General features: G+C 70.2%; 12 protein-coding genes and 1 rRNA gene. 8 read left to right on the top strand and 5 right to left on the bottom strand.

The annotated features are described in order from the left end of the window. Positions 1-4: 4 nt before the first annotated feature. Positions 5-121: ribosomal RNA gene (gene rrf, locus ABD331_RS17295) — 5S ribosomal RNA — on the top strand. Positions 122-444: 323 nt separating this feature from the next. On the opposite strand, the gene ABD331_RS17290 is transcribed toward rrf, so the two are convergent. After that, positions 445-1185, bottom strand: coding sequence for an SAM-dependent methyltransferase (locus tag ABD331_RS17290; protein ID WP_344475752.1), 741 nt, complete (start codon positions 1183-1185; stop codon positions 445-447). Between the two features lie 1744 nt (positions 1186-2929). Between ABD331_RS17290 and ABD331_RS17285 the strand changes: the two genes are divergently transcribed. After that, positions 2930-4105: a hypothetical protein gene (locus tag ABD331_RS17285; RefSeq protein ID WP_344475750.1), complete on the top strand. Its 1176-nt coding sequence runs from the start codon at positions 2930-2932 to the stop codon at positions 4103-4105. 399 nt (positions 4106-4504) lie between these two features. On the opposite strand, the gene ABD331_RS17280 is transcribed toward ABD331_RS17285, so the two are convergent. Further along, positions 4505-5428, bottom strand: a complete 924-nt coding sequence (locus ABD331_RS17280; RefSeq protein ID WP_344475748.1) for an MBL fold metallo-hydrolase — start codon at positions 5426-5428, stop codon at positions 4505-4507. Here ABD331_RS17280 and ABD331_RS17275 point away from each other — a divergent pair. Further along, entirely contained in the window at positions 5418-5999 is a 582-nt protein-coding gene (locus ABD331_RS17275) for a single-stranded DNA-binding protein (RefSeq protein ID WP_344475746.1), read from the top strand. The genes ABD331_RS17280 and ABD331_RS17275 overlap by 11 nt on opposite strands. A 416-nt stretch (positions 6000-6415) precedes the next feature. Here the strand turns inward: ABD331_RS17275 and ABD331_RS17270 are convergent, their stop codons facing one another. Continuing rightward, positions 6416-8080 carry a DUF1015 family protein gene (locus ABD331_RS17270; RefSeq protein WP_344475744.1) on the bottom strand — a complete coding sequence of 555 codons (1665 nt, stop codon included), beginning with the start codon at positions 8078-8080 and terminating at the stop codon, positions 6416-6418. Positions 8081-8197: 117 nt separating this feature from the next. On the opposite strand from ABD331_RS17270, the gene ABD331_RS17265 reads away from it, so the two are divergent. Then, entirely contained in the window at positions 8198-8620 is a 423-nt protein-coding gene (locus ABD331_RS17265; protein WP_148433043.1) for a tetratricopeptide repeat protein, read from the top strand. Positions 8621-9148: 528 nt separating this feature from the next. Here the strand turns inward: ABD331_RS17265 and ABD331_RS17260 are convergent. Further along, positions 9149-9589 carry a TipAS antibiotic-recognition domain-containing protein gene (locus ABD331_RS17260; RefSeq protein ID WP_344475742.1) on the bottom strand — a complete coding sequence of 147 codons (441 nt, stop codon included), beginning with the start codon at positions 9587-9589 and terminating at the stop codon, positions 9149-9151. Positions 9590-9667: 78 nt separating this feature from the next. Here ABD331_RS17260 and ABD331_RS17255 point away from each other — a divergent pair, with 78 nt between their 5' ends. Beyond that, positions 9668-10639: an HAD-IIA family hydrolase gene (locus tag ABD331_RS17255; RefSeq protein WP_344475740.1), complete on the top strand. Its 972-nt coding sequence runs from the start codon at positions 9668-9670 to the stop codon at positions 10637-10639. A 312-nt stretch (positions 10640-10951) separates the two neighbouring features. Here the strand turns inward: ABD331_RS17255 and ABD331_RS17250 are convergent, their stop codons facing one another. Further along, complete coding sequence (locus tag ABD331_RS17250) at positions 10952-11299, bottom strand: SCP2 sterol-binding domain-containing protein (protein WP_344475738.1); 348 nt, start codon at positions 11297-11299, stop codon at positions 10952-10954. A gap of 126 nt (positions 11300-11425) precedes the next feature. Between ABD331_RS17250 and ABD331_RS17245 the strand changes: the two genes are divergently transcribed. Genes ABD331_RS17245 through ABD331_RS17235 form a run of 3 tightly spaced genes read left to right on the top strand, consistent with a single transcriptional unit; the run spans position 11426 to position 13340 of the window. Further along, on the top strand, positions 11426-11605 hold the full coding sequence (locus ABD331_RS17245; RefSeq protein WP_344475736.1) for a hypothetical protein: 180 nt from the start codon (positions 11426-11428) through the stop codon (positions 11603-11605). Further along, positions 11602-12414, top strand: a complete 813-nt coding sequence (locus ABD331_RS17240) for a TlyA family RNA methyltransferase (protein WP_344475734.1) — start codon at positions 11602-11604, stop codon at positions 12412-12414. The genes ABD331_RS17245 and ABD331_RS17240 overlap by 4 nt, the downstream gene beginning before the upstream one ends. Then, entirely contained in the window at positions 12411-13340 is a 930-nt protein-coding gene (locus tag ABD331_RS17235; RefSeq protein WP_148433035.1) for an NAD kinase, read from the top strand. Before ABD331_RS17240 ends, ABD331_RS17235 begins: the two co-directional genes overlap by 4 nt. Positions 13341-13434 lie beyond the last annotated feature (94 nt).

The following is a 13434-nucleotide window of genomic DNA, read 5'->3' as shown; positions in this document are numbered from 1 at the left end:
GGGTTACGGCGGTTATGGCGGGAAGGAAACACCCGGTTACATTCCGAACCCGGAAGTTAAGCTTCTCTGCGCCGATGGTACTGCACTCGGGAGGGTGTGGGAGAGTAGGTCACCGCCGGACAATCTTTATGGATAAGGGCCCCGACGCCAACGCGTCGGGGCCCTTTCTGTGTTGTAGGCCCGAGCCAAGCCGGTTGTAGGCCCGAGCCAAGCCGGGAGCACGGGCCCGGCCGTCACTCCGACGACCGGGCGCCGACGCTCACACCAGCCGCAGTCCGTCACTCACCCAACCGCAGGCCGACCTTCCACACCGGCCTGTAGCCAATGATCACCCCGGCTACAGGCCGTCGCTCACCCCAGGTCACAGGCCGACAGGCTCACCGGTCGGAGCGCGACGGTGGTCGCACCAGCCGGAGGACGACGGTCTCACCAGCCGGAGGACGGTCACAGCGGCCGTAGGACGAACACACCCCAGCCGATGTAGTCACGGCCGTACTCCAAATGGGACCGCCGCGCCTGCTGCAGGAAGTCGCGCATCGCCGGCACGTCCGGGTCATCGGGGTTCTCGCGCAGCCAGTCGCTGATCGTCCACCACTGGCTCGCCGCGTACCTGTCCCAGCTGTCGGGGTTGGCCAGCACCATTTCAAGCAGCTCGAAGCCGGCCGCCTCGGCGCGCTCCGCCGTACCAGCCAGCGAGGTGAAGGAATCTTCGGCGACGCCCAACGAGGCGCACGCCTCGGGCGGCGGCGGGGACGTCCAATAGCACTCGCCGACCAGCACGATGCCGTCGGGGCGCAACCAGCGGCGCATCAGTGACAACGTGCCCGCCAGGCCGCCGCCGATCCAGGTCGCGCCGATGCAGGACACGACGTCGTACGACTCGGGAGTGTCCTCGTAGGCCGCCGCGTCCGCTTCCACGAACTCGACCCGGTCGGCCACACCGAGCTCCTCGGCACGTTTTCCGGCGGCGTCCAGGAAAACTTTGCTGATGTCGACGCCGACGCCCACAACGCCGTAGTCGGCCGCCCAACGGGAAAGGAGCTCGCCTTTTCCGCAAGCCAGATCCAGGAGGCGCGTGCCGGGCGCGAAGTGGCAGATCTCGCCGAGCAGGTTGAGCTTGTCGTCCGTTATCGGGTTCAAAATACGGTGACGGGACTCGGCGATTTCGTGGAAGCGTAGTGACATGGCGAGCAGTCTCGCCGACCCTGGGTTCGCGGTCCAATCAATATCGGGGTGCGACGGGCTCGTGGACGTTCTGTGACTTGCTAGGCTGGAGAGACCGGGCCACCCCCACGGGTGGCCTTCGTCGCGTAAGGCCCGAGGGCGGGCGGCGACCAGCCACGGTGGACCGTCGTTGAGAGTCCGCTGGGTGAGCCAACGAAATGGACCAGAAGTGAACAGAGATAACGGATCGGACGGCGGACAGCGCGGGCGCGGCGACTACGGTGACAGGCGCCCAGGCGGAGGTGGCAGGAGCGGCGGCTACGGCTCTCGCGGGCGAGACTCCGGCGGCGACCGTCCGTTCCGTTCCGATGACAGGTCGCGCCCCTACGACCGCGGTGAGCGCGGTCCTCGGCGCGACGATCAGCGAGACGACCGCGGCGGGCGCCGCGAGGGCGAGGAGCGCCGGCCGTACCGCGACCGCGACGACTCCGGTCCCCGCCGTGAGGGCGGGTACCGCGGTCCCAGGCGCGAAGGGGACGATCGCGGGCCCCGGGGTGACGGCGGCCGTACCTATCGGGACAGAGACGATCGCGGTCCGCGCCGTGAGGGTGGCTACGGCGACCGGCGTGAAGGCGGTTACTCCGGCGGTGGCCGGCGCGAGGGCGGGTTCCGCGACGACCGCGGGCCGCGTCGTGAAGGTGGCTTCCGTGATGATCGGGGTCCCCGTCGTGAGGGTGGCTTCCGTGATGATCGCGGGCCGCGTCGTGAGGGCGGCTTCCGCGACGACCGTGGGCCGAGGCGCGAAGGCGGCTTCGCCGGGCGTCGTGAAGGTGGTTACGAGGACCGGGGTCCGCGTCGGGAGGGCGGCGAGGAGCGCCGTACCTACCGCGACCGCGACGACTTCCGGCCGCGCCGCGAGGGCGGCGGTTACGGGCAGCGCCGCGAAGGCGGGCCCAGTGATGACCGTGGGCCGCGTCGTGAGGGCGGCTTCCGTGATGATCGGGGTCCGCGTCGTGAGGGTGGCTTCCGTGATGATCGCGGTCCGCGTCGTGAGGGTGGCTTCCGTGATGATCGGGGTCCCCGTCGTGAGGGCGGATCCCGCGATGACCGCGGGCCGCGCCGTGAGGGCGGGTTCCGCGACGATCGCGGGCCGCGGCGTGAGGGTGGCTTCCGCGATGACCGGGGTCCCCGTCGTGAGGGCGGATCCCGCGACGATCGCGGGCCGCGCCGTGAGGGCGGGTTCCGCGACGATCGCGGCCCCAGGCGTGAAGGCGGGTTCCGCGACGACCGTCCCAGCAGAGGCGGTTACGGCGAGCGGCGCGAGGGCGGCAACTACACCGACCGCGGCCCCCGCCGTGAGGGCGGTGGCTATGCCGATCGCGGCCCTCGTCGCGAGGGCGGTGGCTATGCCGACCGTGGCCCCCGCCGCGAGGGCGGTGACTCTTCCGACCGTGGCCCTCGTCGTGACGGTGGTGGCTATGCCGACCGCGGCCCCCGCCGCGAGGGCGGCTACGGCGACCGGCGCGAAGGCGGTGGTTACGGCCGTCGTGAGGGCGGGTTCCGCGACGACCGCGGACCGCGCCGCGAGGGCGGCGACCGTGGCGGCTACGGTGACAGGCGTGAAGGCGGTTTCCGCGACAGGGGCGACCGCCCGTTCTCCCGGGAAGGCCGCGAGGAGCGTCCCGGCGAGGGGACCCGCGCGAGGTACGGCCGCGGCGACCGCGACGGCGCTGCCGAGGCGCCGCAGCGCGAGAAGCTGCCCGAGGTGGCGCCCGACATCACGGTGGACGAGCTCGACAAGGAAGTCCTCGAGGAGCTGCGCTCGCTGCCTGGCGACCTAGCCGACCTCGTCGGCCGGCACCTCGTCGCCGCCGAGCGGGCGCTGGAGGAGGACGACCCGGACCGGGCGCACGAGCACACGAAGGTGGCGCGCAGGTTCGCGGCTCGCATCGGTGTCGTACGCGAGGCGGCGGGCATCGTCGCCTACCGCGCGGGTCACTTCTCCGAGGCGCTGAGCGATCTGCGGGCGGCCAGGCGGATGACGGGCTCGGACGCGTACCTGCCGGTCATGGCCGACTGCGAGCGCGGCATGGGCCGTCCGGAGCGGGCCATCGACCTCGTACGTTCGCCAGAAGCGGAGCGCCTCGACCGGGCCGGCCGCATCGAGCTGACCATCGTCGAGTCCGGCGCCCGCCGCGACCTGGGCCAGCACGACGCCGCCGTGATCACCCTGCAGCGCCTCCCCGAGCTGCGCGACCCGCAGCCCCGGCCGTGGTCGGCGCGGCTCGCGTTCGCGTACGCCGACGCGCTAGCCGACGCCGGGCACCAGGACGCTGCGACGGACTGGTTCGGGCGGGCGATGGCGTTCGACGAGGACGGCGAGACGGAGGCGGCCGAGCGGTACGCGGAGCTGACTGGTGCCGTCATCGAGGACGTCGAGGAGGACTTCGACGACGAGGACGACGCCGGGGACGTGGCCGTGGTGGAGGACGAGGCGGACGACGCCGCCGCTCTCGCCGAGGCCGGTGACCTCCTGGAGTCCGAGGTCGCCTCGGATGAGTCCGATGAAGAGGCCGAGGGGCCCGGCGCTGCCGAGGCTTCGGAGGCTGACTCCGCTGCGGGGGATGACGACGCTGACGTCGTTGCCTCTTCGGAGGAAGCTGCGGAGGAGGCGGAATCCGCTCTAGAGTCCGCCGAGGCCGCCCAGGCTACTGAGGCGGTTCCGGCTCCGGAAGCTGTCGACGATGCTGAGGCCTCGCCGACTGCGGAGACCGCCGACGTCGATGAGGCTGTCGAGGGCGCGCAGGCCGACGAGGCTGACGAGGTGAAGGAACAGACGGCTGGGGTGCCTGGGATCACGCCGGCGTTCATCGAGCCGAACTTCGGTGACGTCCTGAACGATGATGCTGAGGCGTCTGAGGACAAGCCCAAGAGCGAGTAGAACCGCTCCATTCACTGCGCCCGCCGCATGGGTCTTCCCTGTTGGGAAGGCTCGTGCGGCGGGTTCGCCGTTTCTCGGCGCTGGACGTCACGCCGTCACGCCGTCACGCCAGCCAGACCGGTCACGAGCCACTCCGACGTGGCGGCCACTCCACTCACGCGCCCCTCCACCACGCGCCCGTCCCGGTGCCACGCGCCCGTCACACCGCCACGCGCCCGTCCCGGTGCCACGCGCCCGTCACACCGCCACGCGCCCGTCATGCCGCCACCTGCCGTCACGCCTTCACGCGGCCCGCCACCTGCCGGTCACGCCGCCACCCGCGCGTCACCCTTCACGCGCCCGCCACCCGCCCGTCACGGCGCCACCCGCGGGCCACACCGTCCCGCGTCCGCCACACCGTCATGGAGAGAGGCGATCCAGCCAGTGCAGGATCCCCGCGACGTTCGACCCCACACCGCTCAACAACTCAACCTGCTCAGCCCTGGCCTCATCCGGCGTCGCCCCGTAGCGCTCATCGACGCGCTCCCTCACCATGGCAACAGCATGATCCAGATCCATGCCCTCCGAATGAGCCTGCCGAGTGAGATCAACCCAAACCCGAAGCTCCTCCGCCGACCGCTCAAGCGTCTCCTGAACGGCCTGAACCGGCCCATAGTGGCTGAACAGCAACCTCTGTGGCCCAAGCGCCCCGAACAACGCAATCGAGTCCAGAGCGGTCTTCAGGTCAAAGTCCGGCGGCGGAGTGGCGGGACGAAGATCACCGGTCTCAGGCAGATAGACACCGGCCGCATCACCGACATACAGATCACCGGTGGCGGAATCGACCAGCCCCACGTGGTGCTTCGCGTGGCCAGGCGAGTAGTGGCTGTTCAGCGTGCGCCCGTTGCCGAGGTCGATGGCGCCGGTGTCGCCGAGCGCGACGATGCGTTCGGCCTCGGTTGGGGTCAGCTCGCCGAAGAGCGTGTCGAGCCGATCACCCCACACCATGCGCGCGCTGGCCATCAGCCGTGACGGCTCGGCGAGGTGGCGGGCGCCCTTCTCGTGTACGACGACCTGCGCGGACGGGAAGAACCTGGCGATGTCGCCGACACCCCCTGCATGATCCAGGTGAATGTGGGTCACCACGACCGTGGCCAGGTCGTCGGGGCCGACACCGAGCGAGGCGATCGCCTCCCGTACGACGGGGGCCGAGGTCGAGGTACCGGTCTCCACGAGGCAGGGCCGGTCACTCAGGATCAGATAACCAGCCGTGATCCCCGAGAACCCGGCCATTTTGGTGTCGATCTCATAGACGTCGCCGCCGAGCGCGGTGATGTTGTCCACAGGCACTTCCAAGCCTCCCGCCGTTATCCCCAGAACGGCGTTCAGCCGATCCGGCCACCCCCACATCGTAGAGAGTGATCTCGACCACAGCACCAATCGGAGGACGACCGTGGATCGAAACGAAGTCTTGCTGGTGGGAAGGCTGTCAGCCCCGGCCGAGGAGCATCCCCTGCCGAGCGGCGACACCCTGACGAAGTGGCGCATCATCGTCCGCCGTCGCCGCCACAGACGCGGGGCGGCGCTGAGCGACAGCATCCCGTGCATCACGTTCGACGCGGACACGGCCGCCCTCGTCCGCGCCATGAAGCCCCACGACCTGCTTGAGGTGATCGGCTCGTTCCGTTGCCGGGTCTACGGCCCATCGACCGGCAAGAGGTGGCGCTACGAGGTCGAGGTCAGCTCCGCCAAACCGTACGAACAAGCCGAGCCGGCCGACCCCATCACCACCCCGGCGGCCGGTGCGGCATCCGAGCCCGTCACCATCCCGGCGCCCGACGCCGTGGCCGTTCCCGCTCAGCGCCTCGCCGACCTGATACCGCGGCAGGTGCCGTACCTGGCACCGACCGGCTGATCTGGCTGATCTGGCTGGTCGCCGCGATGAGCGCGATCGGTCCGGAGGGTACCGGTCGGGGATTGGTGACACCGGAGGGGCGGGGCCGGTGCCAGAACGAGGCCCAGCAGCCTGAGCGGCGGGATACGAGGGCTTTTTGCGGACTGGGTGAAGGGTTGCGGCCTGCGCAGGAGGACCGGGCTGGCCTGGGCTGAAGGGCTGGGCTGCCCGTGTCGGAAAGTTCGGCTGGTCTGTACTGGCCTGCGTTAGAAGGCTGGGCTGGCCCTGTGCCCACGGGCTGGGTTGTAGTGGAAGGCTGGGCGAGCCTTGGGCTCCTGGGCTGGCTGGGGTGTGCTCGTGGCCTGGCCTGGCCTGGCCTGGCCTGGCCTGGGCTGGTCTGGAAGGCCGCGCTGGAAGGCCGCGCTGGAAGGGCTGCCTCAACCTGTGGCGAATGTACGAAGAACGAGGCCGGTCCGTGGCTTGGGGCCGAAGGAGGTGGATTTGCGGGGCACTCGCTCGCCGCCGGCGGCAACCGCCAGCACGTCGTCGATCGCGAGCGGCTTGAGAAGGACAGCGGTGCCGCCGGTCTGGATGGCTAGCCGTACAGCGGCGTCCGTGTCGTGATGGACGATGCGTACGGTCTGGTCGTTGTCACGCATGCCCCACACCACAGGCAGGACGAACTCGGAGAGTACGGAGGTGTTCAGGGAGTTCCAGCGGTCGGAACGGTCCGGCGGCATGGCGCGGGCGAGCTGCACCGGGTCCGGGTCGGTGAGCAGGTGCGAGCCGTCCTCGCCGGCCAGCAGGAAAGCGGGCTCCGAGGCCCTCTCGAGCGCGGCCAGACCGGCCGACAGGTCCTTGTAGTCGTGCACCTGCCACGAGGTCTTGGCCCTGGACACCGCTTCGTTCAGGGGAAGACCCTGGACGACGCGGTGGATGGCCTTGAGGTCGGGCGGGTACGCGCGGGAGTCGACGAGCAGCGCAAGCCCGAAGTCCCACGGGCCCAACGCTGACGCGTCGTACTCGTGCAGGTCGTGGTGGGTGGCACGTTCCTGGCGTTGGAGGACGCGGTAGGTGGCGTAGCGGTGGTGGCCGTCGGCGATCAGGGCTTGGCGAGCCTGGAGGTCGGCGTTGATGGCGGCGATCTCCTCCGGGGCGGTGATCGCCCAGAGGCGGTGTGTGAGGCCGTCCTCGGTTCGTGCGGCGACGAGGGGGTGGCGGGTCGAGGCCACCTCGTCCACCAGGCGGGTGGCTGTGCCGTCGTCGCCGTCGTAGAGGAGGAAGATGGGTTCGAGGTTGGCCTGGGTGGTGCTCATCAGGGCGAGGCGGTCGGCGATGGGGCCGGGGAAGACGTCCTCGTGGGGGAGGATGATGCGCTGTCCGGGGTCGGCCAGGCCGACGTCGCCGATCAGGCCGCGTTGCAGGACGTCCGGGCCGGTCTGCTCGTAGACGTAGAGCGCGGGTACGTCGTCCGGAGCCAGCACGCCCGAGTCCAGCCACTCCTTGAGGGTGTCCCTGGCCACGGCGTACCGGGGCTGGAGAGGTGTCTCTCCGGTGGGGGAGGTCGGGTCGGGACGGAACTGGGGTGGTGCCGGTTGAGGGCCCGGAGTAGTTGGGCTGTTCAGGGAGGACGTGGGTGGGCTGGCGGGGCCCGCCCAACTGAGGCTTACGAGAGAGCGTGGTTGGGATGGGGGAGGAGCGGGCTGGTCGGGGGCGGAGTCCGCTCGTGGCCCGGGGGCGGTGGCTGATGACACGGGGTGTGTCACAGGTGCTGCGCCGGCCTTGGACGCGGGGTGCGCTTTCTCGGTGGTGGTTAGAGGCGTCGTGGCGTCGGTGTCTCTGGTGTCCGCCGGGTCAGTGGTGACTTGGGATTCAGGCCGGGTTTCGGTGGTGCTGGGGGAGGAGTTGCTTCGGGACGAGCAGGGAAGGATGAGGCGGACGACGTTGTTCGGGTGAGAGTCCAGCAGGACCTCTACGTCGGCGTCGGAGATCAGGTCGTACGGCGGGGAGGTCACCTTGGCGGGATCTTCGACAGCGAAACGCACGCCTCGGAAGGGCCGTAGCACCAGTCCAGCAGGTACCGGCAGTTCAGGAGTCCCCATACCGGGCATGCTCCCATAAATGCTTGCCCCTTCCAGAAGTCGCCCCATGGTTGCAGTCGTGTCCGTTCGCGGCAGGTCGGAGCCGGGTCGCCGTCAGCGATGAAGGAGTTCTCACGCATGGGTCAGGATGGGAATGTTCGAGATGAGAGCGCGGGTGCTCCGTGGGGCGGTGTTTACGACTGGTACCAGCGTGGGGTGAAACTGCTGCAGGAGGGCAGCCCCGCTGCGGCTGCGGCGTTGCTGGAGCGGGCCGCCGCGGCTGAGCCCGAGTCGCGGAGCATTCTGGAGGCGCTGGCGCGGGCGCAATTCAATTCGCGGCAGTACGCGGAGGCGGCGGCCAGCTTTCGGCAGATCGTGGATGCCAATCCGGCCGAGGATTATGCCTACTTCGGGTTGGGGTTGGCGTTGTGGCGGACCGGTGATGTGGAAGGGGCTCAGGAGCCGCTGGCCATTGCTGTTGCGATGCGGCCTGATGAGCGGAATTACGTGTCGGCTCTGAAGAGTGTGCGGGCGACTTTGCGGGCCCGTCGGGAGATGTAGGCGTGGGTGTGGGCGTGGGGTGGGTGCGGGTGGGGCGTGAGGTCGGGGGCGGCTGGGCTTGGATGGGCCTGTCCAGGTGCCTGTACGGCGTAACAGTCGCGCCTCAGGCCATGGAATGCACGTAGCGCCACATCGCGTCTCGCTCCGGAACCGCACCGCGTCTCGCCCCGACTGCACGCAGCACTGCACCACGTTTGGTTCTGACCGCACGAAGCACCGCGCCACGTGTTCCGTTCCGATGGCACGCAGTACCGCACGACGTGTTCCGTTCCGGATGGCACGCAGTACCGCACGACGTGTTCCGTTCCGGATGGCACGCAGTACCGCACGACGTGTTCCGTTCCGGATGGCACGCAGTACCCGCACTGCGTCCCGTTCCCGAGGCGCACGCAGCACCACACCGCTCGTCCCGGACCACGCGCAGCCCCGCTCCCGCGTCTCATCCCGGATCGCATGTAGCACCACACCATGTCCCGGACCGCACGAGCCCTCGGGCGTTCTGGGGGGCGTGGGTTCAGGGGTGGTGGGTCAGAGTTGGTGGCGCTGGGCGTTGGCGGTGATGGCGGAGCGGAGGTAGGCCGCCAGGCCCGGGGCGGTGGCGTCGAGGGAGGTGGTGAAGCGGGGATCTGAGACGTACAGGTCTCCGAGGCCGCGGTGGATCTCGTAGGTGCACTCGTAGAACCAGCGGGAGATGTGGGCACGGTGTTCTTCCGCCAGGTCCATGGCCACGTCGCCGTCCGCTGGGGAGCCTGAGCGGAGGGCGTTCGCGAGGCGGGTGCCGAGGTCGCCTGCCTCCGCCTTGGAGCGCTTCCAGTCCTCCTTGGTGTAGGAGGACGAGCGGCGCTTGGCGTCCGACCAGGCGTCCGTGCCGTCCCAGCGTTGCTCTGCCTCGGTGGCGTGTGCGTCCGGGTCGAAGTCGCCGAAGAGTTCGGCGCGGTCCTCGGCGGTGAGGTTGAGGCTGGCCGACATGGTCGTCCTTTCTCTGGGTGGGTACGAGGGCGACGCTAAAGTCTCACGCAACGTGAGAGTCAAACGGGAAGAGGCGTTGTGCTGATCGACGGCTATGACACCCTGCTGCTCGACCTCGACGGGGTGGTTTACCTGGGCAGCCACGCGGTGCCAGGGGCTCCGGAGGCGCTGGAGGAGGCGCAGCGGCGCGGCGCGCGGCTGGCGTACGTCACCAACAACGCCTCACGCACGCCGGCGGCGATCTCGGCGCATCTGCGGGAGCTGGGTGTGCCCGCCTCGGCCGAGGACGTGGTGACCTCGGCGCAGGCTGCCGCGCGGTTGATCGCTGAGCGGGTGCCGGCCGGGGCGAAGGTGCTGGTGGTCGGTGGGTCCGGGCTGCGGCTGGCGGTGCGGGATCGGGGGCTGCGGCCTGTTTCGACGGCTGCCGAGTCGCCTGTCGCGGTGGTGCAGGGGATCGCGCCCGGGTTGTCGTACGGGCTGCTGTCGGAAGGGGCGCTGGCGGTGCGGCAGGGGGCGTTGTTCGTGGCGTCCAACGCTGACAGCACCATGCCGACCGGGCGAGGGGAATTGCCGGGGAACGGGGCGATGGTGCGGGTGATCGCGCATGCCACCGGGGTTGAGCCGATTTATGCGGGTAAGCCGGATCCGCCGCTGCATCGGGAGTCGATGATTCGTACGGGGGCGCGGCGGCCGCTCGTTGTCGGGGATCGGCTCGATACCGATATCGAGGGGGCCTCGAATGCGGGGGTCGAGAGTTTGCTGGTGTTGACCGGGGTGGCGACGGCGGTCGATGTGCTGACTGCTGAGCCTCGGCATCGGCCCACGTATGTCGGGGAGGATTTGGGTGCCTTGCTTGTGCCTTATCCCGAGGTGCGGGATGGGGCTTGTGGGGGCTGGCGGGCCGAGTGGCGGGACGGGGTGCTGCGTCTTGAGGGGGAGGGCAGCCGGATTGATGGGTTGAGGGCTGCTTGTGATGCGGCCTGGGCGGTGGCGGGCGAGGGGAGGGTTGAGGAGGACGCGGTCAAGCCGGTCCTCGATCGGGTGGGGTAGTGGGCTGGGACGAGGCCCGAGTCGCGCGGTTGGTGGGGTGGCAGGGGCGTGAGCCGCTGAGGGCTGCGGGTTGGATGGGCCGCATGAAGCTGGGGTCGGATAAGCGCAGAGGGCTTGCGGGGGTGACGAGGCGCGACAGGGCTGCTGGGCGGACGAGGCGCGGGGCCGCCTCCGGCCGCCCCAGGATGAGGTGGGGGGCGTCGATGATCGGGCCCATAGTGCTTCATGCGTCGCCTAATAATTAATGAGATCATTAAGTAGAACGGACGCGTCAGGAGTCCGGCCGAGGCACTGGGACGCCCGGCCGGACGTTCAGATCAGCCGGCGCAGGCGCAGCAGGTCGCCGAAGCTCGCGTCGATCTTCACCCGCCCCCCGAGCAGCGCCCGAGCCAGATCGAGCTCCCCGTCGACCAGCGCGACCAGATCGTCGCTCACGATCGTGAGCTTGACGTCGGCGGCCTTGCCGTCCGCCGGCGGCTGCTCCGTGAACGGGTCCAGCCCCCCGTGGTGCAGCCGGCCGTAGAAGATCACGTCGAGGTCGGACACCCGGCAGCTGACCGTGCGCTCGACCACGTGTTTGGCACGGTCCGCCTCGTCGATCTCGTCGAACTGCGCGACGAGCTTGCCCAGTGCCGCCCGGCACTCCTCGACGCTTGCCATGATGAGCATCCTTTCTTCCCTTTGCGGACGGTAGCGTTCCACATCAGTAGCACCCCCGTATGTGCTTCAACGCGTGACACGCCTGCCAAGGTCCCGGTCGCTCGCGGGAGGCGTTACGGTCGAGTCATGAGTGTGGTGCCGGAGGAGACCGGTGACGAGCGGGTCGACGCCATCGTGGCCGGCCTCGGGCGGCTGGGCGAGCTGCCCGTGAGCGAGCACGTCGCGGTCTTCGACGAGGCGTTCTCCGCGCTGGAGAGCACGCTGTCCGCGGTGGAGGAGCCGACGCCGGGAGAGTCCGTCCGGTGAGTCGCAGGATCCGTCTCGACAGCGAGCTCGTCCGCCGCGGCATGGCCCGTTCGCGCGAGCAGGCCGCGCAGCTCATCGAGGACGGCCGGGTCAGCGTCGGCGGCCAGCGGGCCCGCAAGCCGGCCACCCAGGTCGACACCGCCTCCGCCATCGTCGTGGCCGCCTCGGAAGACGGGCCCGACTACGTTTCGCGGGGAGCGCACAAGCTGCTCGGCGCGCTCGACACGTTCGAGATCCTGGAGGTGGCGGGCCGCCGCTGCCTCGACGCGGGCGCGTCCACGGGCGGGTTCACCGACGTGCTGCTGCGCCGCGGCGCGGCGCACGTGCTGGCCGTGGACGTCGGTTACGGGCAGCTCGCCTGGCCGCTGCGCAACGACGAGCGCGTGACCGTGATGGAGCGCGTCAACGTGCGCGACCTGACCCCCGAGATGGTCGGCGAGCCGCCGACGCTGATCGTGGGCGACCTGTCGTTCATCTCGCTGCGGCTGGTGCTGCCCGCGCTGGCCGGGGTGGCCGCGCCGGAGGCCGACTTCGTGATGCTGGTGAAGCCGCAGTTCGAGGTGGGCAAGGACCTCGTCGGGGCGGGCGGCGTCGTACGGGATCCTGAGCTGCGCGCCCGCTCGGTGCGTGACGCCGCGGCCAAGGCGCTGGAGCTGGGGCTGAGCGTGCGCGGCGTGACCGCCAGCCCGCTGCCCGGGCCGTCGGGAAATGTGGAGTATCTGCTCTGGATGGGCAAGGGGGAGGGCGCGCCGCAGGTCGCCGACCTCGACGCCGACATCCAGCGTGCCGTCGCGGAAGGGCCGCAATGAATCGGGCCGCAGTCAATCGGGCCGCAGGGAATCGCACCGTGCTGGTCGCCGTGCACACCGGGCGCGGCGCCGCCGTCGAGAGCGCCCGGCTGGTGATCAACCGGCTGGTCGACGCCGGGATCACCGTCAGGGTGCTCGACACCGAGTGCGAGGAGATCGGCTGCGGCGGGGCCGAGGCGGTGCCCGCCGATCCCGGCGCCGCCAAGGACGCCGAGGTCATGATCGTGCTCGGCGGCGACGGGTCGCTGCTGCGCGCCGCCGAGCTGGCCAGGCCCGCCGGCACCCCGCTGCTGGGCGTCAACCTGGGGCACGTCGGGTTCCTGGCCGAGGCCGAGGTGGCCGACCTGGCGGCGGCGGTCGACAGCGTCGTGGCCGGCCGCTACGACGTCGAGGAGCGGATGACGGTCGATGTTCTCGCCCGGCAGAACGGCCGGGTCCTGGCCGACACCTGGGCGCTGAACGAGGCCACCGTCGAGAAGCAGGAGCGCATGCTGGAGGTCGTCGCCGAGATCGACGGCCGGCCGCTGTCCAGGTGGGGGTGCGACGGGGTGATCTGCGCCACTCCCACCGGTTCCACCGCGTACGCGTTCTCCGCCGGCGGGCCCGTCGTCTGGCCCGAGGTGGAGGCGCTGCTCATGGTGCCCATCAGCGCGCACGCGCTGTTCGCCAAGCCGCTGGTCGTCTCGCCCCGCTCCACGCTGGCCGTGGAGATCCTGCCGGACACGCCCGGCGGGGTTCTGTGGTGTGATGGAAGGCGCAGATTCGAACTCCCGTCCGGAACCCGGGTCGAGGTCCGCCGGGGCGCCGAGCCGGTGCGCCTGGCGCGGCTGCACGGTGTGGAGAGCACCGGCGCGCCGTTCACCGACCGGTTGGTGGCCAAGTTCGAGCTTCCTGTCCAGGGGTGGCGCGGAAGGGCGCGACCCTGAGTGAATGGAGGTAAGAGCGCGTAGGATCACGTGGGCAGTGACGGGCCGCCCGCGAGCGGTCCGTCGAAGGCAGCGGCGTCAGACACGGCAGTGA

Source organism: Nonomuraea monospora (genome assembly GCF_039531895.1).
Taxonomy (GTDB): Bacteria; Actinomycetota; Actinomycetes; order Streptosporangiales; family Streptosporangiaceae; genus Nonomuraea; species Nonomuraea monospora.
Note: the sequence above shows the minus strand (reverse complement) of the source record. Positions and strands in the feature narration are given on the sequence as shown.

Bases quoted from the DNA above. Each gene is read 5' to 3' on its own strand.
- ABD331_RS17290 (WP_344475752.1), bottom strand. From the start codon at position 1,185: ATGTCACTACGCTTCCACGAAATCGCCGAGTCCCGTCACCGTATTTTG.
- ABD331_RS17275 (WP_344475746.1), top strand. From the start codon at position 5,418: ATGTTGTCCACAGGCACTTCCAAGCCTCCCGCCGTTATCCCCAGAACG.
- ABD331_RS17270 (WP_344475744.1), bottom strand. From the start codon at position 8,080: ATGGGGACTCCTGAACTGCCGGTACCTGCTGGACTGGTGCTACGGCCC.
- ABD331_RS17265 (WP_148433043.1), top strand. From the start codon at position 8,198: ATGGGTCAGGATGGGAATGTTCGAGATGAGAGCGCGGGTGCTCCGTGG.
- ABD331_RS17260 (WP_344475742.1), bottom strand. From the start codon at position 9,589: ATGTCGGCCAGCCTCAACCTCACCGCCGAGGACCGCGCCGAACTCTTC.
- ABD331_RS17250 (WP_344475738.1), bottom strand. From the start codon at position 11,299: ATGGCAAGCGTCGAGGAGTGCCGGGCGGCACTGGGCAAGCTCGTCGCG.
- ABD331_RS17245 (WP_344475736.1), top strand. From the start codon at position 11,426: ATGAGTGTGGTGCCGGAGGAGACCGGTGACGAGCGGGTCGACGCCATC.
- ABD331_RS17235 (WP_148433035.1), top strand. From the start codon at position 12,411: ATGAATCGGGCCGCAGTCAATCGGGCCGCAGGGAATCGCACCGTGCTG.